This is a genomic window from Kitasatospora gansuensis (assembly GCF_014203705.1).
GTDB classification, from domain to species: domain Bacteria; phylum Actinomycetota; class Actinomycetes; order Streptomycetales; family Streptomycetaceae; genus Kitasatospora; species Kitasatospora gansuensis.
On record NZ_JACHJR010000001.1, the window covers coordinates 2,061,451 to 2,082,270 of the forward strand.

At 71.3% G+C, this 20,820-nt stretch carries 19 protein-coding genes; 16 read left to right on the forward strand and 3 right to left on the reverse strand.

Annotation, left to right across the window (positions count from 1 at the left end; genetic code table 11):
• Window positions 1-86: 86 nt before the first annotated feature.
• On the reverse strand, window positions 87-2,102 hold the full coding sequence (locus tag F4556_RS09080) for a beta-galactosidase (RefSeq protein ID WP_184913233.1): 2,016 nt from the start codon (window positions 2,100-2,102) through the stop codon (window positions 87-89).
• A gap of 205 nt (window positions 2,103-2,307) precedes the next feature.
• Between F4556_RS09080 and F4556_RS09085 the strand changes: the two genes are divergently transcribed.
• The 6 genes from F4556_RS09085 to tmpA all read left to right on the forward strand — a co-directional run bounded on the left by F4556_RS09085 (window position 2,308) and on the right by tmpA (window position 9,453).
• Window positions 2,308-3,621: an ABC transporter substrate-binding protein gene (locus F4556_RS09085; protein ID WP_184913235.1), complete on the forward strand. Its 1,314-nt coding sequence runs from the start codon at window positions 2,308-2,310 to the stop codon at window positions 3,619-3,621.
• Between the two features lie 71 nt (window positions 3,622-3,692).
• Entirely contained in the window at window positions 3,693-4,607 is a 915-nt protein-coding gene (locus F4556_RS09090) for a carbohydrate ABC transporter permease (protein ID WP_184913237.1), read from the forward strand.
• Window positions 4,607-5,443 (forward strand): carbohydrate ABC transporter permease, encoded by an 837-nt coding sequence (locus F4556_RS09095; RefSeq protein ID WP_184913238.1) that lies wholly within the window; start codon window positions 4,607-4,609, stop codon window positions 5,441-5,443. Before F4556_RS09090 ends, F4556_RS09095 begins: the two co-directional genes overlap by 1 nt.
• Before the next feature lie 34 nt (window positions 5,444-5,477).
• Window positions 5,478-6,521: a LacI family DNA-binding transcriptional regulator gene (locus tag F4556_RS09100; RefSeq protein ID WP_184913240.1), complete on the forward strand. Its 1,044-nt coding sequence runs from the start codon at window positions 5,478-5,480 to the stop codon at window positions 6,519-6,521.
• A 230-nt stretch (window positions 6,522-6,751) separates the two neighbouring features.
• Entirely contained in the window at window positions 6,752-7,750 is a 999-nt protein-coding gene (locus F4556_RS09105; RefSeq protein WP_184913242.1) for a zinc metalloprotease, read from the forward strand.
• A 134-nt stretch (window positions 7,751-7,884) separates the two neighbouring features.
• A complete protein-coding gene (gene tmpA / locus F4556_RS09110) occupies window positions 7,885-9,453 on the forward strand; it encodes a 2-trimethylaminoethylphosphonate dioxygenase (protein WP_184913244.1) in 1,569 nt (522 codons plus the stop codon).
• 155 nt (window positions 9,454-9,608) lie between these two features.
• Here the strand turns inward: tmpA and F4556_RS09115 are convergent, their stop codons facing one another.
• Window positions 9,609-10,376, reverse strand: a complete 768-nt coding sequence (locus tag F4556_RS09115; RefSeq protein ID WP_184913246.1) for a GntR family transcriptional regulator — start codon at window positions 10,374-10,376, stop codon at window positions 9,609-9,611.
• Window positions 10,377-10,635: 259 nt separating this feature from the next.
• Between F4556_RS09115 and F4556_RS09120 the strand changes: the two genes are divergently transcribed.
• The 10 genes from F4556_RS09120 (at window position 10,636) to F4556_RS09165 (ending at window position 20,286) form a co-directional block, all read left to right on the forward strand.
• Window positions 10,636-11,808: an ABC transporter substrate-binding protein gene (locus F4556_RS09120; protein ID WP_184913248.1), complete on the forward strand. Its 1,173-nt coding sequence runs from the start codon at window positions 10,636-10,638 to the stop codon at window positions 11,806-11,808.
• An 8-nt stretch (window positions 11,809-11,816) separates the two neighbouring features.
• The gene (locus F4556_RS09125) at window positions 11,817-12,770 is read left to right on the forward strand and encodes an ABC transporter permease (protein ID WP_184913250.1); all 954 of its coding nucleotides are present in this window, start codon (window positions 11,817-11,819) and stop codon (window positions 12,768-12,770) included.
• Window positions 12,758-13,582 (forward strand): ABC transporter permease subunit, encoded by an 825-nt coding sequence (locus tag F4556_RS09130; RefSeq protein WP_184913251.1) that lies wholly within the window; start codon window positions 12,758-12,760, stop codon window positions 13,580-13,582. The genes F4556_RS09125 and F4556_RS09130 overlap by 13 nt, the downstream gene beginning before the upstream one ends.
• A 20-nt stretch (window positions 13,583-13,602) precedes the next feature.
• Entirely contained in the window at window positions 13,603-14,676 is a 1,074-nt protein-coding gene (locus F4556_RS09135) for an ABC transporter ATP-binding protein (RefSeq protein WP_184913253.1), read from the forward strand.
• Window positions 14,677-14,697: 21 nt separating this feature from the next.
• Entirely contained in the window at window positions 14,698-15,390 is a 693-nt protein-coding gene (locus tag F4556_RS09140) for an HAD family hydrolase (RefSeq protein WP_184913255.1), read from the forward strand.
• Complete coding sequence (locus F4556_RS09145; RefSeq protein WP_184913257.1) at window positions 15,390-15,710, forward strand: DMT family transporter; 321 nt, start codon at window positions 15,390-15,392, stop codon at window positions 15,708-15,710. The genes F4556_RS09140 and F4556_RS09145 overlap by 1 nt, the downstream gene beginning before the upstream one ends.
• A gap of 130 nt (window positions 15,711-15,840) precedes the next feature.
• Window positions 15,841-17,241: an endonuclease/exonuclease/phosphatase family protein gene (locus F4556_RS09150; protein WP_184913259.1), complete on the forward strand. Its 1,401-nt coding sequence runs from the start codon at window positions 15,841-15,843 to the stop codon at window positions 17,239-17,241.
• Window positions 17,242-17,254: 13 nt separating this feature from the next.
• Window positions 17,255-19,219 carry a phosphocholine-specific phospholipase C gene (locus tag F4556_RS09155; RefSeq protein WP_184913260.1) on the forward strand — a complete coding sequence of 655 codons (1,965 nt, stop codon included), beginning with the start codon at window positions 17,255-17,257 and terminating at the stop codon, window positions 19,217-19,219.
• Between the two features lie 46 nt (window positions 19,220-19,265).
• A complete protein-coding gene (locus tag F4556_RS09160) occupies window positions 19,266-19,841 on the forward strand; it encodes a 3'-5' exonuclease (protein WP_184913262.1) in 576 nt (191 codons plus the stop codon).
• A 40-nt stretch (window positions 19,842-19,881) separates the two neighbouring features.
• Entirely contained in the window at window positions 19,882-20,286 is a 405-nt protein-coding gene (locus F4556_RS09165; RefSeq protein ID WP_184913264.1) for a DUF3224 domain-containing protein, read from the forward strand.
• Here F4556_RS09165 and F4556_RS09170 read toward each other — a convergent pair.
• The gene (locus F4556_RS09170; protein ID WP_184913266.1) at window positions 20,274-20,687 is read right to left on the reverse strand and encodes a RidA family protein; all 414 of its coding nucleotides are present in this window, start codon (window positions 20,685-20,687) and stop codon (window positions 20,274-20,276) included. The genes F4556_RS09165 and F4556_RS09170 overlap by 13 nt on opposite strands.
• Between the last annotated feature and the right edge of the window lie 133 nt (window positions 20,688-20,820).

The following is a 20,820-nucleotide window of genomic DNA, read 5'->3' on the forward strand; positions in this document are numbered from 1 at the left end:
CACCTGTGCCGGTCCGGGGGAGCCGGACCGGCGGGGACCTGTCGGAGCCGACCCTCAGCGGATCCGGCAGGTGGTCTGTGCAGGGGTCAGATGCTGACCACGCGGGTGGAGTTGGCGGGCAGGTCGAGCCGGTCACCGACCGGCTGGCCGGTGATCAGTTCGACGCCCGCCCCCGGCAGCGGGATCTGCACCCCGGCCGAGCCGTGGTTGATCGCGAACAGGTAGCGACCTCGCTCGCCCACCCGCTCCACCAGCTCGACGTCGCGCGGGAGTTCACGCTCGGCCAGGCCCGCGTCGGCGCAGGCCCGGGCCAGCACGGTGTCCAGGTCGGCGCCGTGCAGCCGGCTGGAGACGTACCAGGCGGTGCCGTCCCCGAGCGTGTGCCGGGTGACCGCAGGGTGCCCGGCGGCGGGGCCGTCGGCGTACGTCCAGACCGGTTCGGCGCCGCGCGGGACGACGAACTCGGACCACACGTCGCCGGTCAACTCCGCGCCGCCGCCGGTCAGTCGGACGGTCTCGCCGGCCCGCAGCGGTGCGAACTCCTCGACCGTGAGGCCGAGTACGTCGCGCAGCGCGCCCGGGTGCGGGCCCGGCTGGACGGTGTCGTGCTCGTCCACGATGCCGGAGAAGTAGGAGACCGCCAGCGTGCCGCCCTGGGCCACGTACTCCTGCAGGTTGAGCGAGGCGGCCTCGGTCATCAGGTACAGCGCCGGGACCAGCACCAGCGGGTAGCCGCTGAGGTCGGCCTCGGGGTGCGCGAAGTCGACCGTCAGGTGCCGGTCGAAAGCGGCGGCGTACCAGGCGTCGGCCCGCTCGCGGGCGTCCAGGTCCTCGCTGGGCCGCCACTCCAGCTTCTGCGCCCACCAGGACTGCCAGTCCCAGAGGATCGCCGCGTCGGCCTTGACCCGGCTGCCCCGGACGGCGCTCAGCGAGCCCAGGTCGGCGCCGAGTGCGACCACCTCGCGCCAGATCCGGCTGTCGGTGCCGGCGTGCGGCAGCATCGCGGAGTGGAACTTCTCGGCGCCGAAGCGGGAGGCCCGCCACTGGAAGAACATCGCGCCGTCCGAGCCGCGGGCGACGTGCGCCAGGCTGTTCCTGGCCAGCTCGCCGGGCTGCTTGATCAGGTTGCGGGGCTGCCAGTTGACCGCGCCGGTGGAGTGCTCGAGCAGCAGCCAGGGCTTGCCCCCGGCCACCGAGCGGGTGAGGTCGGCCGACATCGCCAGGTTGATGTGGTTGCGGGGCGCTTCGGCGACCAGGTAGTGGTCGTTCGAGACGATGTCCACCTCGCGGCCCCAGGCCCAGTAGTCCAGTGACTCGCACTGGGACAGCGCGGTCATGAAGTTGGTGGTGACCGGGACGCCGGGCGAGAGGCGGTGCAGCACGTCCCGCTCGCGCTTGAAGTTGGCAAGGATGGCGTCGTTGGTGAACCTGGCCCAGTCCAGCTGCTGCGCCGGGTTGCCCGCCGTGGGGGTGGTGCGGGGCGGCCTGATGTCGTCCCAGCGGTTGTACTGCTGACCCCAGAAGGTGGTGCCCCAGGCCGAGTTGAGCTCGGCCAGGGTCTGGTAGCGGTCGGCCAGCCAGCGCCGGAAGTGGGCGGCGGAGGTCTCGCAGTAGCAGGCGCTGACCGGGACGCCGTACTCGTTGTGCACGTGCCAGAGCGCGACCGCGGGGTGGCTGCCGTAGCGCAGGCCGAGCTGCTCGGTGATGCCCGCGGCGGCCTCCTGGTAGGCCGGTGAGCTGTGGCAGATCGCGCCGCGCCCGCCGAACTCGTACCGCAGGCCGTCCTTGCTGACCGGCAGTGCTTCGGGGTGCTCGCGGTAGAACCAGGCGGGCGGGACCACGGTGGGGGTGCCGAGGTCGACCCGGATGCCGTTCTCGTGCAGCAGGTCGAGCAGCCGGTCCAGCCAGCCGAACTCGTAGCTGCCGCGCTCGGTCTCCAGCAGGGCCCAGGAGAAGATCCCGACGCTGACCATGGTGACCCCGGCCTCGCGCATCAGCCTGACGTCCTGCTGCCAGACCTCCTCGGGCCACTGCTCCGGGTTGTAGTCCCCGCCGAAGGCGAGCGCGTCCAACCCGACGGGCCAGGTCAGCGGGTGTTCCATGTGAGGCTCCATCAGGAAGTTCTGTGAACGTGCACAGCATGTGCTCCGCTGTGTCTCGCCTAGATAACCGTACGACTCCAGGCATTGACAAGTGTCTGGCTGGTTTCCGTACTGTGAACGTGCACAGCCGATGATCGCGGTCCCCCCACCCGCTCCGGCTGCCTCCGCTTCTCCCCCAGCAGCAGTGATCCTCGGGAGGATCCCCATGAACCGTCGCGTCCTCGCCCCGGCCGCCCTCGCCCTGACCGGCGTGCTCGCGCTCGCCGCCTGCTCCAGCTCGGCCGGCTCCGAGGAGCCGAAGGCCGCCACCGGCCCGGTGAACCTGACCTTCTGGTCCTGGACCCCGAACATGGACAAGGTCGCGGCGCTCTGGAACCAGGGCCACCCCGACATCCAGGTGAGCGTGCAGAAGCAGGCCAGCGGCGACGACCTGGTCACCAAGACCATCACCGCCGCCAAGGCCGGCAACGCCCCCGACCTGGTGCAGGCCGAGTTCCAGGCGCTGCCCACGCTGGTCTCCAACGACGTGCTGGCCGACATCTCCAAGCAGGCCGGATCGGCGAAGAGCCAGTTCGCCGCCGGGGTCTGGCAGCAGGTCTCGCTCGGCACCGACGCGGTGTACGCCATCCCGCAGGACACCGCCCCCCTCGCGCTCTACTACCGCACCGACCTGTTCCAGCAGTACGGCCTCAAGGTGCCCACCACCTGGACCGAGTTCGCCGACGCGGCCCGCCAGCTGAAGCAGAAGGACCCGGCCAAGGCGCTCACCACCTTCTCCGCCAACGACTCCGGCCTGTTCGCCGGCCTGGCCCAGCAGGCCGGGGCCAAGTGGTGGACCGCGGCCGGCGAGACCTGGAAGGTCGGCATCGACGACGCCGCCACCAAGAAGGTGGCCGACTTCTGGGGCGGCCTGGTCAAGGAGGGCGCCATCGACAACCAGCCGATGTACACCCCGGCCTGGAGCAAGGCGCTGAACGACGGCAGCCAGATCGCCTGGGTCAGCGCGGTCTGGGCACCCGGCGTCTTCAGCAGCTCCGCCCCCGACACCAAGGGCAAGTGGGCGATGGCCCCGCTGCCGCAGTGGAACGCCGGCGAGGCCGTCACCGGCAGCTGGGGCGGCTCCACCACCGGCGTCACCACCGGCGCGAAGAAGGCCGGACACGCCGACGCCGCCGCCAAGTTCGCCACCTGGCTGAACACCGACCCGACCGCCGTCACCGCCCTGGTCAAGGAGGCGGGCATCTACCCGGCCGCCACCTCCGCGCAGACCGGCGGCGCGCTGGCCGCCGCCCCGGAGTTCTTCGCCAACCAGGCCGACTTCTACCCGAAGGCCGCCGAGATCGCCAAGGGCACCGCGGCCGCCGCCTGGGGCCCGAACGTCAACGTCGCCTACTCCACCTTCAAGGACGCCTTCGGCAAGGCCGCCCAGGACAAGGGCGACTTCGCCGCCGCGCTGACCGCGATGCAGCAGGCCACCGTCGCGGACCTGAAGAAGAACGGCTTCAAGACCGAAGGCTGACCGGCAAGTTGACCAGGCCCGGGGCTGACCGAGCGTCAGCCCCGGGCGTCCTCCCCACCCCAAGGACCGCCATGGCGCCCCCGCAGCCCAGGCCGACCAGGCGACTCGCCCCGTACGCCTTCCTGGCCCCCGCCACCCTGCTGTTCTCGCTGTTCTTCGCCCTGCCGATCGGCTACGCGATCTACCTGAGCTTCCGCGCGGTGCGGGTCAAGGGCCTCGGCCTCGGCTCCGGCGCCCGCACCGAGGTGTGGGCCGGGCTCGGCAACTACACCTCCGCGCTGAGCGACCCCGAGCTGCTCGGCGGCGCCGGCCGGACCTTGGTCTACGGGGCGCTGCTGGTGCCCGCGATGCTCGGCGCCGCGCTGTTCTTCGCGCTGCTGCTCGACACCCCGGCGATCCGGTTCGGCGCGTTCTCGCGGCTGGCGATCTTCCTGCCGTACGCGGTGCCCGGCATCGTGGCCTCGCTGCTCTGGGGCTTCCTCTACCTGCCGACCGTCAGCCCCGGCTACTTCCTGCTCACCAAGGCCGGGATGGCCGGGCCCGACCTGCTCTCCGGCAACGGCCTGTACGTGGCGCTGGCCAACATCGCGGTCTGGGGCGGCACCGGCTTCAACATGATCGTCATCTACACCTCGCTCCGGTCCATCCCGGTCGAGCTGTACGAGGCGGCCCGGCTGGACGGCTGCTCGGAGCTGCAGATCGCCCTGAAGATCAAGATCCCGATGGTGCTGCCCTCGCTGGTGCTGACCTTCTTCTTCTCGATGATCGCCACCCTGCAGGTGTTCAGCGAGCCGATGACGCTCAAGCCGATGACCAACGCGCTCAGCTCCACCTGGAGCCCGCTGATGAAGGTCTACCGGGACGCCTTCGTCCAGGGCGACATCTACTCGGCGGCCGCCACCTCGGTGGTCATCGCGGTCGCCACCCTGATCCTCTCCTTCGGCTTCCTCAAGCTGGTCAACAAGCGCACCGACGGGGGCAGCTGATGCGTACCAAGTCGACCCGGTGGATCCCCACCCTGATCCTGCTGCTCGGCGCGGTCTACTGCCTGGTGCCGATCATCTGGGTGGTGATGGCCTCCACCAAGAGCGGCCAGGAGCTGTTCACCACCTTCACCTTCGCCCCGGGCTCCGGCTTCCTGGACAACCTGGCCGAGCTGTCCTCCTACCGGGACGGCGTCTACTGGCGCTGGATGCTCAACTCCGCGCTGTACGCGGGCTTCGGCGCCCTGCTCTCGGCCGCGCTCTCCGGCGTGACCGGCTACGCGCTGGCCAAGTACCGCTTCCGGGGCCGGAACGCGCTGTTCAGCATCCTGCTCGCCGGGGTGCTGATGCCGCCGATCACGCTGGCCATCCCGCAGTACCTGCTGATGGCCGAGGCCGGTCTGGCCGACAGCTACTGGTCGGTGCTGCTGCCCAGCATCCTCAGCCCGTACGGCATCTACCTGGCCCGGATCTACGCCGCGGCGGCGATCCCGGACGAGGTGGTGGAGGCCGCCCGGGTGGACGGCGCACGGGAGTTCCGGCTGTTCCGCAGTGTGGCGCTGCCGATGATGGTGCCCGGTCTGGTGACCGTCTTCCTGTTCCAGTTCGTGGCGATCTGGAACAACTTCCTGCTGCCGTACATCATGCTCGGCGACGACTCGAAGTTCCCGGTCACCGTGGGTCTGTACTCGCTGCTCCAGCAGGGCGCCAACGCCCCCGCGCTGTACACCCTGGTGATCACCGGTGCGCTGCTCTCGATCGTCCCGCTGATCGCGCTCTTCCTGGGACTCCAGCGTTACTGGCGCATCGACCTGCTCTCCGGCGCCGTAAAGTCCTGACTGTCCGCCAGCTCCATCTGTTGAGGAACCACCCATGACGGAACCCGCGCCCCGCGGCAGGACCGGCAAGACCCGGCGTCCGCCGACCATCCACGACGTCGCCGCCGAGGCGGGCGTCTCGCGCGGCACCGTCTCCCGCGTCCTCCAGGGCGGACACAACGTCAGCCCCGCTGCCCTGGAGGCCGTGAACGCGGCGATAAGGAAGCTCGGCTACGTGGTCAACCGGGCCGCCCGGAGCCTGGTGACCCAGCGCTCGGGGTCGGTCGCCTTCCTGCTCACCGAGCCGCAGGAGCGCTTCTTCGAGGACCCCAACTTCGTCACCCTGCTGCGGGGTTGCACGGCCGCGCTGGCCGACCACGACATCCCGCTGATCCTGATGACGGCGGGCAACGAGGCCGAACGCCGCCGGGTCACCCGCTACCTGGCGGCCGGTCACGCCGACGGCGTCCTGCTGGTCTCCTCGCACGCGGGCAACCCGATCCTGGCCGAGCTCCGGCAGGCCGAACTCCCGGTGGTCTCCTGCGGAAAGCCGCTCGGCCACCGCGGCCGGCTCGCGTACGTCGCGGCCGACGACCGGGAGGGCGCCAAGGAGATGGTCCGGCACCTGCTGGACACCGGCCGCCGCCGGGTGGCCACCGTGACCGGCCCGCAGGACACTCCGGGTGGCGTCGAGCGGTTGGCGGGCTACCGCGAGGTGCTGGCCGAGTACGGCATCCCGTACGACGACCGCCTGGTTGCCGAGGGCGACTACAGCCGCACCAGCGGCGAGACCGCCACCGACCACCTGCTGGCGCAATCCCCCGACCTGGACGCCCTGTTCGTCGCCTCCGACCTGATGGCCGAGGGCGCCCTCACCGCCCTCACCCGGGCCGGCCGCACCGTCCCCGGTGACGTGGCCGTCGGCGGCTTCGACGACTCCCCCGCCGCGCTCGCCGCCCGTCCCCCGCTCACGACGATAAGGCAGCCCTGGGACCGGATCAGCGAGGAGATGGTCCGCCTGCTGCTGGCCCAGATCGCCGGCGACGACCCGTCCACGGTGATCCTCCCGACCGAGCTGGTGGTCCGCGACTCCACCTGATCCGGCCAAACCTCGGATTCAGGGGCGATTTTCGGACAGCACGCCGTGTTGCGTGGCAGTAACACCTGTGTGCGGCAGGGGGTTCACCAGGGAGGATCTGCGGCCCGAGGGCCGCTGGGCCGAATATTTTACGGCCGGTTCAGGTATGACGCGTGCACGTCGATGCTGCGTAGCCTCTCTGCTCGGCGGCCCCTCACCGCCCCACCCCCACGGTTTCACCAGGAGAGCAGATGCGTCGTCCTGTCCTTTCCCTCGCCCATGCCTCCAGCCGGCTGCTCAGTGTCGCCGCCCTCGCCGGGGTGCTGACCGCAGGTCAGTTCGCCGTGCCGTCCGCGATCGGTGCGCTCGGTGCGCCGGGTGCCGCCGCGTGTACCGCCGACCAGGCCGAGGAGAACGCCGCGGCCCGGCAGATCAAGGGCGGCCACACCGCCGAGCCGAACGCGCTGACCGACGCCCAGGCCAAGGCGATGGACGCCGACCTGAGCGCGAAGGTCACCCAGCTGCGCAAGTCGGCCCAGGGCCAGCAGCTGCTGGCGGGCGGCTCGCTGGCGGCCACCACCATCCCGGTCTACTTCCACGTGGTGCACAGCGGCACCACCGGCAAGCTCACCTCGACCGACATCAGCAAGCAGATAGCGGTGCTGAACGCGGCGTACGGCGGACAGGGCACCGGCAACACCGCGACGCCGTTCTCGTTCTCACTGGCCGCCACCGACTACACCGACAACTCGACCTGGTACAACGGCATCACGCCGGGCTCCACCGCCGAGAAGAGCATGAAGACCACCCTGCGCAAGGGCGGCGCCAACGCGCTGAACATCTACACCGCCAAGCTCGGCCAGGACCTGCTGGGCTGGGCCACCTTCCCGAGCTCGTACAACTCGAACCCGTCGGACGACGGCGTGGTCATGCTGGACGCCTCGCTGCCCGGCGGCTCGGCGACCAACTACAACGAGGGCGACACCGCCACCCACGAGGTCGGCCACTGGATGGGGCTCTACCACACCTTCCAGGGCGGCTGTAACGGCAACGGCGACTACGTCAGCGACACCCCCGCCGAGAAGAGCGCGGCCTTCGAGTGCCCGACCGGCCGGGACACCTGCACCAGCAAGCCGGGCCTCGACCCGATCAAGAACTTCATGGACTACACCTACGACTCCTGCATGACCCAGTTCACCCCGGGCCAGGTCACCCGGATGACCAACTCCTGGGCCTCGTACCGCGCCTGACCCCGCGGACGGCCGACGGGCGCTCCTCCTGCCGGAGGGGCGCCCGTCGGCCGTTGTTCGTGTCGCGGCCTTCTGGAGGCCACTTCGGGTGGTCAGAGTTGTATGTACAACTTCTGCTCCTGGAGGACCCAGCGATGACTCTCTCGCCGTACTGGCTGCGCGACAACTGCCCCTGCGCCGACTGCCGCGACCCGCGCACGGGGCAGAAGCTGTTCCAGATCACCGACCTGCCCGGCGATCTGACGATCGGTGACTCGACGGAGGCCGACGGGGTGCTGGTGGTGGAGTGGTCGGACGGGCACTCCACGCGGTATCCGGTCGACTTCCTGGTGGGTGCGTCCGACGACGACGGGCGGACGGAGCTGGGCAAGCCGCTCTGGGCCGCGGCGGACTTCGCGGCCGGGCTGCCGGAGGCGGACTGGGCCGCGTACGTCGCCGAACCGGCCGAGCGGGTGGCCGTGTTGAGGGCGGTGCGGCGGTTCGGCTTCGCGCTGCTGCGGGAGGTGCCGGCGGTCGAGCGGCAGGTGCTGGCGGTGGCCCGGACCTTCGGGTACGTCCGGGAGACCAACTACGGCGAGCTGTTCGACGTCCGGGTCGAGGCCGACGCCAACAACCTGGCCTTCACCAACGTGGCGATCGCCCCGCACACCGACAACCCCTACCGCGACCCGGTGCCCACCCTGCAACTGCTGCACTGCCTGCGCAACGAGGCCGAGGGCGGCGACTCCGGCCTGGTGGACGGCTTCCGCGCGGCTGCCCTGCTGCGGGCCGAACACCCGGCGGACTTCGCGGTGCTCACCGGTACGCCGGTGCCGTTCGTGTTCCGCGACCGGGGCACCGAACTGCGGGCCGACCGGCCGCTGATCGAGGTGGACACGCTGGGGCGGATCCGCGAGGTGCGGTTCAACAACCGTTCGATCGGCACCCTGCGGGGCGGTGACGTCGAGGCGTTCTACCGCGCGTACCGGCGGTTCGCGGAGATCACCCTGCGACCCGAGCTCCAGCTGGAGTTCCGGCTCGGCCCCGGCGACTGCCTGATCTTCGACAACACCCGCCTGCTGCACGCCAGGACCGCCTTCGAACAGGACGGCGCCCGGCACCTGCAGGGCTGCTACGCCGACCTGGACTCGCTGGCCTCCACGCTCGCAGTGTTGGAGCGGCGGGCCGCCGCCCTCGACACTCTCGCCGGGCTTTTCGAAGGCGAGGGCGCCGGGGAGTACCTCGGTGAGGCCGTCACGATGGCGGAGCACATGCTCCAGTGCGGCGCACTGGCGGAGGCGGCCGGCGCACCCGACCACCTGGTGGCCGCCGCCCTGCTGCACGACGTCGGCCACTTCGGCGGCTCCGGGCTGGAGTTGATGGCGGGGCAGGACAACCGGCACAGCCACACCGGCGCGGACTGGCTCGCGCGGTGGTTCGGCCCCGAGGTGACCGAACCGATCCGGCTGCACGTGGCCGCCAAGCGGTACCTCTGCGCGGTCGAGCCCTCCTACCTGGCGCTGCTCTCCGAGGCCTCGGTCTTCACCCTCCAGGTGCAGGGCGGACCGATGAGCGATGCGGAGGCCGCGGCGTTCGCTGCGCTGCCGGGGGCGGCCGACGCGGTTGCCGTCCGGCGGTGGGACGACCTCGCGAAGGACGCCGACGCGGTCACGCCGGGCTTCGAGCACTTCCGGGCGCTGCTGGGGCGACTGATGGGCAACTGAGCAAGCACCTACGGTCCAGGGGCTCGGGGAACTGCGAGGAGATCTGGCGTGCGGGTCACAGGCGAAAGTGCCTGACCACCTACGCCGCGATCACCTTTTTTGAGGTCGGCGTCGCAGTTCCCCGAGCCCCTGACCGTAGATGCCTGAGCATCTGCCTAGTCGCTTTCGCGTGCGTGCCGCGAAAGGGCGGAGGAGGCCAGGGAGTTGTGGATGGAGAACGCCACCGTGCCGGGGAGGTAGCGGTCCTGGGACCACTCGACGGGGGTGCCGGTGGGGTCGGTGGTGCGGCGCTTCTCGCGGAGGAGGGGGCTGCCGCGGCGGCAGGTGAGGAGGCGGGCGTCGTCGGCGTTGGCGGCGACCACGTCGATGGTGTGGTCGGCGTCGGTGAAGAGGATGCCGTGTTCGCGCAGGGGCTCGGTGTGGGAGACCACGTCCGGGGGGAGCTGGGCGACCAACTCGCCTACCAGGGGCGGGTAGACGGTTCGTTCGACCATCACGGGGGTGCCGGAGAGGGTGCGCAGGCGGAGGGTCACGTAGACCTCGGTGCCGGGCTCCAGGCGGAGCTGTTCGCGTTCGGCGGCGTCGGCGGGGCGGCGGATCAGGGACTCCAGCCGGCCGCCGGGCTCCTCGCCCATCGAGCGGGCCCAGTGGGTGAAGGAGAGCAGCTCGGAGAAGCTCTGCACCCGGGCGGTGCCGAGCACCACCCGGCGGGTGCCGCGACGGGAGGTGACCAGGCCGTCGGCACGCAGCACGGCGAGGGCCTGGCGGACGGTGCCCCGGGAGACGCCGTACTGCTCGGCCAGCGCACCCTCGGCAGGCAACCGTCCGGCGTCGCCGAACGAACCCGAGGTGATCGCTTCCCGCAGGTCGGCGGCCACCTTGCGGTAGAGCGAGCCGGTGCCACGGTCCTGGTCGAGTGCCACGTGCGTCAACGTCCTTCCTGGCGCGGTGTCCTGTCGCACCCAGACGGTGCGGATGCCACCGACTGTAGCCGCTGACGATCTACCCGCGTCGCCTCGTCGACACCGTTCCCGCAGCCGCCCCCTGTACTGGGGCATCCGTTCACCTTCCCGTCACCGGACTCCGGCGTACTTACCTCCGGCAGCCAAGTTGGCTGGCCAACTTGGCACAGCGTCAGCTGGCCCTCCCCTCGCGAACTCCCCTTCCTCAGGAGATCCACCCGTGATCACGCACCGTTCCCGTGCCGCCGCCCTCGCGGCCGTGCTGACCGCCGCCGCGCTCTCCCTGTCGGCCTGCGGCTCGGCCGGCTCGACCGCCAAGTCCGGTGACACCGCCCCGAAGGCGGGCACCAAGGAGGCCAAGGACGCCACCTCCGCAGCCGATCTCGGTGGCATGGACGCCCTGATCGCCGCCGCCAAGAAGGAGGGCAAGCTGCACGTCATCACGCTGCCCCGGGACTGGGCGAACTACGGCAAGATCATCGACGGCTTCAAGGCCAAGTACGGCCTCGAGGTCGAGGAGGAGAACCCGGACGGCTCCAGCCAGGACGAGATCAACGCGATCACCTCCCGCAAGGGCCAGGACCGCGCCCCCGACGTGGTCGACCTGGGCAGCGCCTTCGCCATCCAGGCGGTCAAGGACGGCCTGCTGGCCCCGTACAAGGTGGCCAACTTCGCCAAGGTCGCCGACACCATGAAGGACCCGGCCGGCGCCCGCGTGAACGACTACGGCGGCTACATCTCGATCGGCTGCGACGCCAAGAAGATCCCGAACTGCCCGAAGACCTTCGCCGACCTGCTCAAGCCCGAGTACAAGGGCAAGGTCGCGCTGAACGGCAACCCGACCAAGTCCGGCTCGGCCTTCGGTGGCGTCATGGCGGCCGCGCTGGCCAACGGCGGTGCGCTGGACAACATCCAGCCCGGCATCGACTTCTTCGGCAAGCTGAAGCAGTCCGGCAACTTCAACCCGGTCGAGTCCACCCCGGCCACCATCGAGAAGGGTGAGACCCCGATCTCGATCGACTGGTCCTACCTGAACGCCGGTTACACCGACCAGTTCAAGCCGAAGGGCATCGACTGGCAGGTCTCGATCCCGGTCGACGGCAGCTACGCCCAGTACTACAACCAGGGTGTCAACAAGTTCGCCCCGCACCCGGCGGCCGCCCGCCTGTGGCAGGAGTACCTGTTCAGCACCGAGGGCCAGAACCTCTTCCTGGGCGGCTACGCCAACCCGTCGCTGTTCGAGGCGATGAAGAAGGACGGCACCCTGGACACCGCCGCCGCGGCGAAGCTGCCCGTGATCGAGAAGCCGTTCACCGTCTTCCCGACCCCGGAGCAGATCACGGCCGCGAAGAAGGTCGTGACCGAGAACTGGACCAAGGCGATCGCGGGCTGATCACCGAAATGACCACGGCTCCCACCCCGGTGCCGACCCCCGCCGCCACTGACCTCAGTGGCGGCGCGGGGGTCCTCACCGCAACTCCCGTCCCCCGCAAGCGTGTCCGGTCGCTGCGCCGCCTCGGCGGCTCGTGGCTGGCCACCGTCCCGCTGCTGCTGTTCTTCCTGGTCGGCTTCGGCCTGCCGGCCGTCGCGATCGTGATCGGCGCGTTCACCGCCTCCAGCGACGCCGAGACCGGCGCCGGCGAGTTCACCACGGCGAACCTCACCGACTCGGTCCAGGGCGCGTACCAGACCGCACTGTGGAGCAGCGTCAAGCTCTCCGCGCTGACCGCGCTGATCGCCACCCTGATCGGCCTGCCGATCGCCCAGGCGGTCGTCACTTCCCGGTTCCGCGCGCTGCGCGAGGCGGTGCTCACCGCCTCCGGCGTGCTGGCCAACTTCGGCGGTCTGCCGCTGGCCTTCGCCTTCGTCGCCACCCTCGGCAACGCCGGTGAGATCACCGAGATGTTCGACCTGACCGACCACGGCTGGTCGCTCTACTCGTTCACCGGCCTGACCGTGGTGTACCTGTACTTCCTGGTCCCGCTGATGGTGCTCACCGTCACCCCGGCGCTCGACGGCCTCCGGGTGCAGTGGCGCGAGGCCGCGCAGAACAACCGGGCCACCGGCTTCCAGTACTGGCGGCACGTCGCGCTGCCGATCCTCTTCCCCTCGCTGCTCGGCGGCTTCGTGCTGCTGTTCGGCAGCGCCTTCGCCGCGTACGCCACGGCGGCCGCGATGGTCGGCGCCACCGTGCCGCTGATCAGCCGTTCGATCGCGGACGCGCTCTCCGGCAACGTGCTGGTCGGGCAGGGCAACCTGGCGCTCGCGCTCAGCCTGGACATGATCCTGGTCGCCGTCCTGGTGATGGCCGTCTACCTCCCCCTCCAGCGCCGGAGCGCCCGATGGCTCAGCTGATCTCTCGCCTGCGCGTCTGGCGCGGCCTCGTCCTGCTGCTGGCCGGGGTGTACTTCCTGGTGCCGATGGGGGCCTCGGTCTGGTTCTCCGTCGACACCAACCACGGCATCGACTTCGCCGCGTACACCGGCCTGTTGAGCGCGCCCGGCTTCCTCGACAGCCTGGTGCTCACGCTGGAGCTGGCCGCGGTCACGGTCGCGGTGCTGCTGCTCCTGCTGGTGCCCGCGCTGATCGCGGCCCGGCTCGGCTCGGCCCGGCTGCGCGCGGTGCTCGAAGTGGTCTGCACGCTCCCGCTGGTGGTGCCCCCGGTGGCGCTCACCGCCGGGCTGATCGGGGTGCTGCGCTGGGGCCCGGACTACCTGATGGACACGCCGCTGTTCCAGACCTTCGTGTTCGTCCAGGACCCCAAGTTCCCGCTGGTGCTGGTGATCGCGTACGTGCTGATGTCGCTGCCGCTGGCCTACCGGGCGCTGGACGCCGGGCTGCGCGCGGTGGACGTCCGCACCCTGGTCGAGGCCGCCCGCAACTGCGGTGCGAGCTGGCCGCGCGCGGTGCTCACGGTCGTGCTGCCGAACCTGCGCGGCGCGCTGCTGAACGCCTCCTTCCTCACCCTGGCGCTGGTGCTCGGCGAGTTCACCGCCTCCTCGATCCTGGGCTACCAGCCCTTCGCTGTCTGGATCTACACCGTCGGCAACAGCCAGGGCCAGATGTCCGTCGCGGTCTCCGTGCTGAGCCTGCTGATCACCTGGGTGCTGCTGCTCCTGCTGTCCACGGCCGGCCGTGAGCGGCGCCGGAACACCACCACCCACTGACTCCTGCGGAGACAACCCCCATGAGCACCACCACTGTTGACAAGAAGACGGCCGTCGGCGCCACCGTCGAGTTCCGGTCGCTGCGCCGGGCCTTCGGGGCCACCACCGCGCTGGACGGCCTGGACCTGACCATCAACCCGGGCGAGCTGGTGGCCCTGCTCGGTCCGTCCGGCTGCGGCAAGACCACCGCGCTGCGCATCCTGGCCGGCTTCGAGTCGCACGACTCGGGCCAGGTGCTGGTGGACGGCGAGGACATCACCGGGGTGCCCGCGCACCGCCGGGACGCCGGCATGGTGTTCCAGTCCTACAGCCTCTTCCCGCACCTGAGCGCCGCCGACAACGTCGCCTTCGGCCTGCGGATGCGCGGCACCGGCAAGGCCGAACGCCGCAGCCGGGCACAGGAGTTGCTGGAGCTGGTCGGCCTGCCGCAGCACGCCGACCGCTACCCGCACCAGCTCTCCGGCGGCCAGCAGCAGCGGATCGCGCTGGCCCGCGCGCTGGCCCTGCAGCCGCGCGTGCTGCTGCTGGACGAGCCGCTCTCCGCGCTGGACGCCAAGGTCCGGCTGAACCTGCGGGACGAGATCCGGCGCCTGCAGCAGGAGTTGGGCATCACCACCCTGTTCGTGACGCACGATCAGGAGGAGGCGCTGTCGATGGCCGACCGGGTCGCCGTGCTGCGGGCCGGACGGCTCGAGCAGTGCGCCACCCCGTCCGAGCTGTACGCCCGCCCGGCCACCGCGTTCGTCGCGGAGTTCGTCGGCACCATGAGCCGGATCCCGTGTGTCCGCTCCGGCGACTCCGTGGTGCTGTTCGGCCGCCCCTTCGCGGTGGACGGCACCCTGCCCTACGACGGCGAACTCGACGTCCTGGTACGCCCGGAGAACGTCGGCCTGACCGCCTCGGCGACCGGCCCGGCGCTGGTGGTGTCCGCCTCGTTCCTGGGCAGCGTCACCCGGCTCACCGTACGGTTGGCCGACGGCACCGAGGTCAAGGCCGACCTGCCGACCGAGGCCGCCGCCGCGCTGCCGATCGGCAGCAACGCCGAACTCACCCTGCCCGACCGCCCGGTGCTGGTCGACCGCCGCACCGCCTGATCCACCACCGAAGGTACCGCCATGCCTGAAGCCACGTCAGAAGCCGCTAAGCCCGCCGCCCGCAAGCCCGCCGCCGTCCTGTTCGACATGGACGGCACCCTGGTCGACACCGAGCACCTCTGGTGGCAGGCCGCCGTCGAGTGCGCGGCCGAGCTCGACTTCGTCCTGACCGACGCCGACCTGCCCGAGGTGCTCGGGCAGGCCGTCGAGCACACCGCCGCGCACCTGCACCGCGCCAGCCGCACCACGCTCAGCGAGCTCGAACTCGCGGTGCGGCTGAACGACTCGTTCACCGACAAGGTGGCCGCCGAGGTGGTCCCCCGTCCCGGCGCGCTGGCCCTGCTGGCCGAGCTGCGGGACGCCGCCGTGCCGACCGCGCTGGTCTCCGCCTCGCCCCGCCGGGTGGTCGACCTGGTGCTCGGCACGCTGGGCCGGGACTGGTTCGCCGTCACGCTGGCCGCCGAGGACACCCCGCGTACCAAGCCCGAGCCCGACCCCTACCTGGCCGCCGCCGCCCGGCTCGGCCTGGACCCGGCGGACTGCGTGGCGGTCGAGGACACCCCGACCGGGGTCGCCTCGGCGCACGCGGCGGGCTGCGCGGTGCTGGCCGTACCGTCCGCCGTGCCGATCGCCGCCGCCGCGCGGATCACCCTGCTGGACAGCCTGGAGCAGGCCGACCTGGCCCTGCTGGCCGGCCTCACGGGGCCGCGCTGATGCCGTACCTGCTGCTGGCGCTGGCCATCGTCAGCGAGGTCTGCGCCACCAGCTGCCTCAAACTCACCGAGGGTTTCAGCAAGTTGTGGCCGAGCATCGGGGTGGGCCTGGGCTACGCGCTCTCCTTCGTGCTGCTCGGCCGGGCGCTGAAGCACATCCCGGTCTCGGTGGCGTACGCCGTCTGGTCCGGCGCGGGCACCGCCGCCGTCGCGGCGATCGGCGTGGTGGCCTTCGGGGAGCAGCTCGGCAAGGCGCAGTGGATCGGCATCGCGCTGGTGATCGTCGGCGTAGTGGTGCTCAACCTCCGGAGCAGTCACTGAGTTCGGGACCTTCACGTCGCTTCGTCATGTCCTGTTCACATGAAGTCCGCTGGGACTAGAGTGAATTGGGTCAGTTGTACAGCCAACTCGACCCAGCCGCACCAGCGTTGGTGCGGCGGACAGGAGCTCCGTGGCGACCGGCAGCACGCTTGCGCTCAGCACTCCGACCAGCCCCACCGAGGGCGACCGGCTCACCTTCCACTGGGCCACCGATGCCCCCGACAGCAAGAACTGGGTCGGCATCTACGACGGCACCCGGCTGCCGGGCACCGGCTCCTCGCTGCTCTGGAAGTACACCCCGGGCGCCTCGGGTGACGTGCAGCTGGACACCTCGGCGCTGACCGGCGGCCCGTACACCGCCTACCTGCTGGCCAAGGACGGCTACGGCATCCTGGCGCAGAGCGCACCGTTCAGCTTCCGGCCCAAGCCCGCGCCGGTCCGCCCGCACCTGGCGGTGGACGCGCTGACCGCCACGCCGGTCGCCCCCGGCGCGGCGGTCGGCGTGAAGCTCGGCGGCCTGTGGGTCAGGGCGGCGGGCGCGGTCACCTTCCGCCGTACCGGCGGGGTCTCCTGGCTGACCGTCAGCTCCGCCGGGCAGGTCACCGGCACCGCCCCGGCGACCGCGCTCGCGGACCCCGCGGTACTCACCGTCGAGGCCAAGGACACGGCGGGCAACACCGACACCCTCACCCTGCTGGTGCCGGTGCAGGCCGCCACCGCACCGCTCCGGCTGAAGGTCGCGGCCTGGAACCTGGCCAACGCGGGCGCCGCCTTCACCGACCCGGTGGAGAAGCAGCTCCGGGTGGTGCTCACCCAGGGCCTGGACGTGGTCGCCCTGCAGGAGACCGCGGGCACCGCCGCGCAGACCCTGGCCACCGCGCTCGGCTGGTACGCCCAGCAGACGGCCGGCAGCGTGGGCATCCTCAGCCGCTACCCGCTGACCGCCGCGAGCACCCCCGCGCTGCCCGCCGTCGGCGTCACCGTCCAGCTGCCGGGCGGCCGTTCGGTCCGCTGCTGGGGCGCGCACCTGGACGAGACCGGGTACGGCCCGTACGCGATCCAGGACGGCCAGACCCCGGCCCAGGTGACGGCGGCCGAGACCGCGTCCACCCGGGGCCAGCAGGCCACCGCGCTGGCCGCCGCCGTCAAGGCCGACATCGCCACCGGCACCCCGGTGCTGCTGGCCGCCGGACTGGCCTCCCCCTCGCACCTGGACTGGACGGCCGCCACCGGCCACGTCCTCAACTGGCCGGTGACGGTGGCCCTGCAGAACGCCGGGCTGACCGACGCCTACCGCGCCGCACACCCCGACCCGGTGGCCTCGCCCGGCGCGACCTGGTCGCCGACCCGCAAGGTGCGCGGCAGCAAGCCCGAGCCGCAGGACCGGATCGACCAGGTCCAGTACGCGGGCCCGCTCACCCTGGTCGAGGCGCACACCCTGACCACCGGCCGCCCGCAGCCCGACCCGGCCGTCACCGGCAACGAATGGCCCTCCGACACCGCCGCCGCCGTCGCGACCTTCGCCCTCTGAAAGGCCGTATCCGATGACCGAGTTCAGCCGTCGCACCTTCGTCGGGGCCACCGCGGCCGCCGGCGCCGCCGCCCTGGTCGGCCTGCCCGCCGAGACCGCCTCCGCCGCCACCCCCGGCTCCGTCGGGCTCACCGGCACGGTCGCCGACATCCGGCACGTGGTGATCCTGATGCAGGAGAACCGCAGCTTCGACCACTACTTCGGCACCCTGAACGGCGTCCGGGGCTTCGACGACAAGCAGGCGCTCCAGTTCCCGGACGGCGGCAACGTGTTCCGCCAGCCCGACGCGGGCCGCAGCGACGGCGGCGTGATGCTGCCGTACCGGATGGACACCAGCAAGTACAACGCGCAGAACGCCGGCGGCCTCCCGCACGACTGGGCCACCGGCCACCAGGCGATCAACAACGGCGCGATGAACAAGTGGATCCCGGCCAAGGGCGAGCGCGCGATGGGCTACTTCACCCGCGCCGACGTGCCCTACCAGTACGCGCTGGCCGACGCGTTCACGCTCTGCGACGCCTACTTCACCTCGCTGGCCGGGCCGACCGACCCGAACCGGCTCTACCTGTGGACCGGCACCTCGGGCCCCGGCGTGGACGGCACCACCGGCCCGTGGATCGACAACACCCCGGTCACCGACAACCCGGTGGCCGACTGGACCACCTACGCCGAGCGGCTGCAGGACGCCGGGGTGAGCTGGCGGGTCTACCACAACCCGAGCAAGGACGAGCGGACCGGCGACTACGACGACAACGCGCTCTCCTACTTCAAGCAGTTCCACAACTTCCCGGCCACCGACCCGCGTTACATCAACGCGATGACCAAGTGGGACCTGACCGCCTTCGACCAGCACTGCAAGGCGGGCACCCTGCCCACGGTCTCCTGGCTGGTCGCCCCGTACCTGTTCAGCGAGCACCCGGCGGCCAACCCCAACTACGGGGCGCACTGGGTGAACACCGCGCTCCAGTCGCTGATGGCCAACCCCGAGGTGTGGAAGCACACGGCCTACGTGGTGATGTACGACGAGAACGACGGCTACTTCGACCACATGGTGCCGCCCACCCCCGAGGCGGGCACCGCGAACGAGTTCACCCAGGGCCGGGCGATCGGTTTCGGCAACCGGGTGCCGTGCTGGGTCGCCTCGCCGTGGTCGCGCGGCGGCTGGGTCAACTCCCAGGTGTTCGACCACACTTCGGTACTCCGGCTGCTCGAGGTGGTGACCGGCGTGCAGGAGCCGAACATCTCCGCCTGGCGACGGGCCGTCAGCGGCGACCTGACCAGCTGCTTCGACTTCAGCGCCCCCGACCTCTCGCTGCCCACCCTGCCGGACACCGCCGCGCTGATGGCCAAGGCGGACGCCGCCGCTTCCCTGCCGGCCGTCAAGCTCCCCGCGATCGGCGCCCAGGCGATGCCCGTCCAGGAGCCCGGCGCCCGCCCGCACCGCCGCCTGCCGTACCGGCCGTGGGCCGACGTCACGGTCGACCGGGCCACCGGCAAGGTCACCTGCACGCTGGCCAACTCCGGTTCGGTGGCCTTCCCCTACACGGTCTACCCGAACATCGCGTACGCCTTCGCGGGCACCCCGTACACCGTCGCCGCCGGTGCCTCCGCGAGCTACGTCTGGGACACCGCCGCCACCGACGGCCGGTACGACTTCACCGTGCACGGGCCGGACGGCTTCGTCCGCCGGTTCGCGGGGTCGGTGGTGCCGGCCGGGCAGGACGACGTGGCCGTCCCGGTGGTGACCGCCGCCGTGGCCGGTTCCGCGCTGACCCTGACCCTCACCAACGCGGGGCAGACGGCCGCCTACTTCGCCGCCACCCCGAACGACTTCGGCACCCCGGCGCAGTCCGTCTGGGTCCCGGCCCAGTCCACCCGCACCCTGAACTGGGCGCTGGACCAAGGCCGTTACGACGTCATCGTGACCGCCGCCACCGGCACCCGGTTCACCCAGCGCTACGCGGGCACCCTGCACTGAGGTTAATCCGGGTGACCCAGCGACCGTGCCCACCTACCCTCGGCGGATGGACAGGACGGCCGGACTGCTGAACGTGGTGGACATCGAGGCGACCTGCTGGGAGGGCATGCCCCCGGTGGGCGCGGTGAGCGAGATCATCGAGATCGGCCTCACCGTGGTCGACCTCGACAGCGGGCAGCGGGTGGGGCGGCACCGGATCGTGGTGCGCCCCGCCCGCTCCTCGGTCAGCGCCTTCTGCACCCGGCTGACCGGCCTGACCCAGGCCGAGGTGGACGCCGGGGTGAGCTTCACCGAGGCGTGCCGGCAGCTGGCCGCCGCACACGACACCGGCCGCCTCCCGTGGGCAAGTTGGGGCGACTACGACCGCAACCAGTTCACCCGCCAGTGCCGGTCCACCCGGGTCGAGTACCCCTTCGGACAGCACCACGTGAACGCCAAGGCCGTCTTCACCGAGGTGTACGGGCTGCGCAAACGCCCCGGCATGGCCCAGGCCCTGGAGATCGCCGGCCTCCCCTTGGAAGGCCGGCACCACCGGGGCGAGGACGACGCCTGGAACATCGGCGCGCTGGTCCTCGACCTGGCGGCCCGGGGCGGCTGGCCCGACCCGCCGTCGGCGCGCTGATCCGCCGCCGCTGTCAGTGCCCCGCCGTACGATCCGCCGCATGAGAGCTTCCAGCACCTTCACCGTGAAGAGCTTCGTCCCGGCCGAGCTGACGATCGATCCGGTCGTGGAGACCGCGCTGCCGGTCGGCGTCGCGATCATGGAGAAGCAGTACGAGGGCGAGGCGGCGGGCCGTTCGGCCACCGTCTTCACCGGCGCGTACGACCAGGCGGCCGGGGTCGGCACCTACCTGGCGATGGAGTCCTTCGAGGGCACCCTGAACGGCCGCTCCGGCGCGTTCAACTTCGTCCACTCGATGACCACCGCGGGCGCCGAGCCGACCGACCGCTTCTTCCTGATCGTCCCCTCCAGCGGCACCGGCGACCTGACGGGCATCACCGGCGCCGGCGGCCTCCAGGTGGACGCCGACGGCACCCACCGGATCTGGTTCGACTACGAGCTCTGACCCGCCTCCGGGACGACGGCGTACGCCTCGATCTCCACCAGCAGCCCCGGCTGGAACAGCCCGGCCACCTGAACGGCCGAACTGGCCGGGGCATGCGCGCTCCCCAGCGCCTCGTCCCACGCCGTCCGGACGGCCGGCAGGTACCCGATGTCGGTGACGAAAACGGTCAGCTTCGCCAGATGCTCGAACCCGGCCCCGGCCGCCGCCAGACACCGCCCGATGTTCCCGAACACCTGCCGCGCCTGCGCCAGCGCATCCCCCTCCCCCACCAGCTTCCCCTGCTCGTCGAAGGCCACCTGCCCGGACACGAACACCTGCCGACCACTGCCGACCACCACGTGGCTGTACCGGCCACTGGGAGCGACCCCGGCCGGGTCACCGATACGGACGAGCTGAGACATGACGGTCCTTTCGACGGGTTGCTGACGCACCGCCATCCTCACTGCCCGCACCGCCCTTCCGACAGCGAATAATCCGGCGGACCGGCCGGACCGGGGTGCGGTTTGACAGCACCTCGGTGATCCGGGGGAGACT

Bases quoted from the DNA above. Each gene is read 5' to 3' on its own strand.
- F4556_RS09170 (WP_184913266.1), bottom strand. From the start codon at position 20,687: ATGTCTCAGCTCGTCCGTATCGGTGACCCGGCCGGGGTCGCTCCCAGT.
- F4556_RS09125 (WP_184913250.1), top strand. From the start codon at position 11,817: ATGACCACGGCTCCCACCCCGGTGCCGACCCCCGCCGCCACTGACCTC.
- F4556_RS09160 (WP_184913262.1), top strand. From the start codon at position 19,266: ATGGACAGGACGGCCGGACTGCTGAACGTGGTGGACATCGAGGCGACC.
- F4556_RS09130 (WP_184913251.1), top strand. From the start codon at position 12,758: ATGGCTCAGCTGATCTCTCGCCTGCGCGTCTGGCGCGGCCTCGTCCTG.
- F4556_RS09080 (WP_184913233.1), bottom strand. From the start codon at position 2,102: ATGGAACACCCGCTGACCTGGCCCGTCGGGTTGGACGCGCTCGCCTTC.
- F4556_RS09105 (WP_184913242.1), top strand. From the start codon at position 6,752: ATGCGTCGTCCTGTCCTTTCCCTCGCCCATGCCTCCAGCCGGCTGCTC.
- F4556_RS09140 (WP_184913255.1), top strand. From the start codon at position 14,698: ATGCCTGAAGCCACGTCAGAAGCCGCTAAGCCCGCCGCCCGCAAGCCC.
- F4556_RS09155 (WP_184913260.1), top strand. From the start codon at position 17,255: ATGACCGAGTTCAGCCGTCGCACCTTCGTCGGGGCCACCGCGGCCGCC.
- F4556_RS09085 (WP_184913235.1), top strand. From the start codon at position 2,308: ATGAACCGTCGCGTCCTCGCCCCGGCCGCCCTCGCCCTGACCGGCGTG.
- F4556_RS09145 (WP_184913257.1), top strand. From the start codon at position 15,390: ATGCCGTACCTGCTGCTGGCGCTGGCCATCGTCAGCGAGGTCTGCGCC.
- F4556_RS09165 (WP_184913264.1), top strand. From the start codon at position 19,882: ATGAGAGCTTCCAGCACCTTCACCGTGAAGAGCTTCGTCCCGGCCGAG.
- tmpA (WP_184913244.1), top strand. From the start codon at position 7,885: ATGACTCTCTCGCCGTACTGGCTGCGCGACAACTGCCCCTGCGCCGAC.
- F4556_RS09095 (WP_184913238.1), top strand. From the start codon at position 4,607: ATGCGTACCAAGTCGACCCGGTGGATCCCCACCCTGATCCTGCTGCTC.
- F4556_RS09100 (WP_184913240.1), top strand. From the start codon at position 5,478: ATGACGGAACCCGCGCCCCGCGGCAGGACCGGCAAGACCCGGCGTCCG.
- F4556_RS09090 (WP_184913237.1), top strand. From the start codon at position 3,693: ATGGCGCCCCCGCAGCCCAGGCCGACCAGGCGACTCGCCCCGTACGCC.
- F4556_RS09135 (WP_184913253.1), top strand. From the start codon at position 13,603: ATGAGCACCACCACTGTTGACAAGAAGACGGCCGTCGGCGCCACCGTC.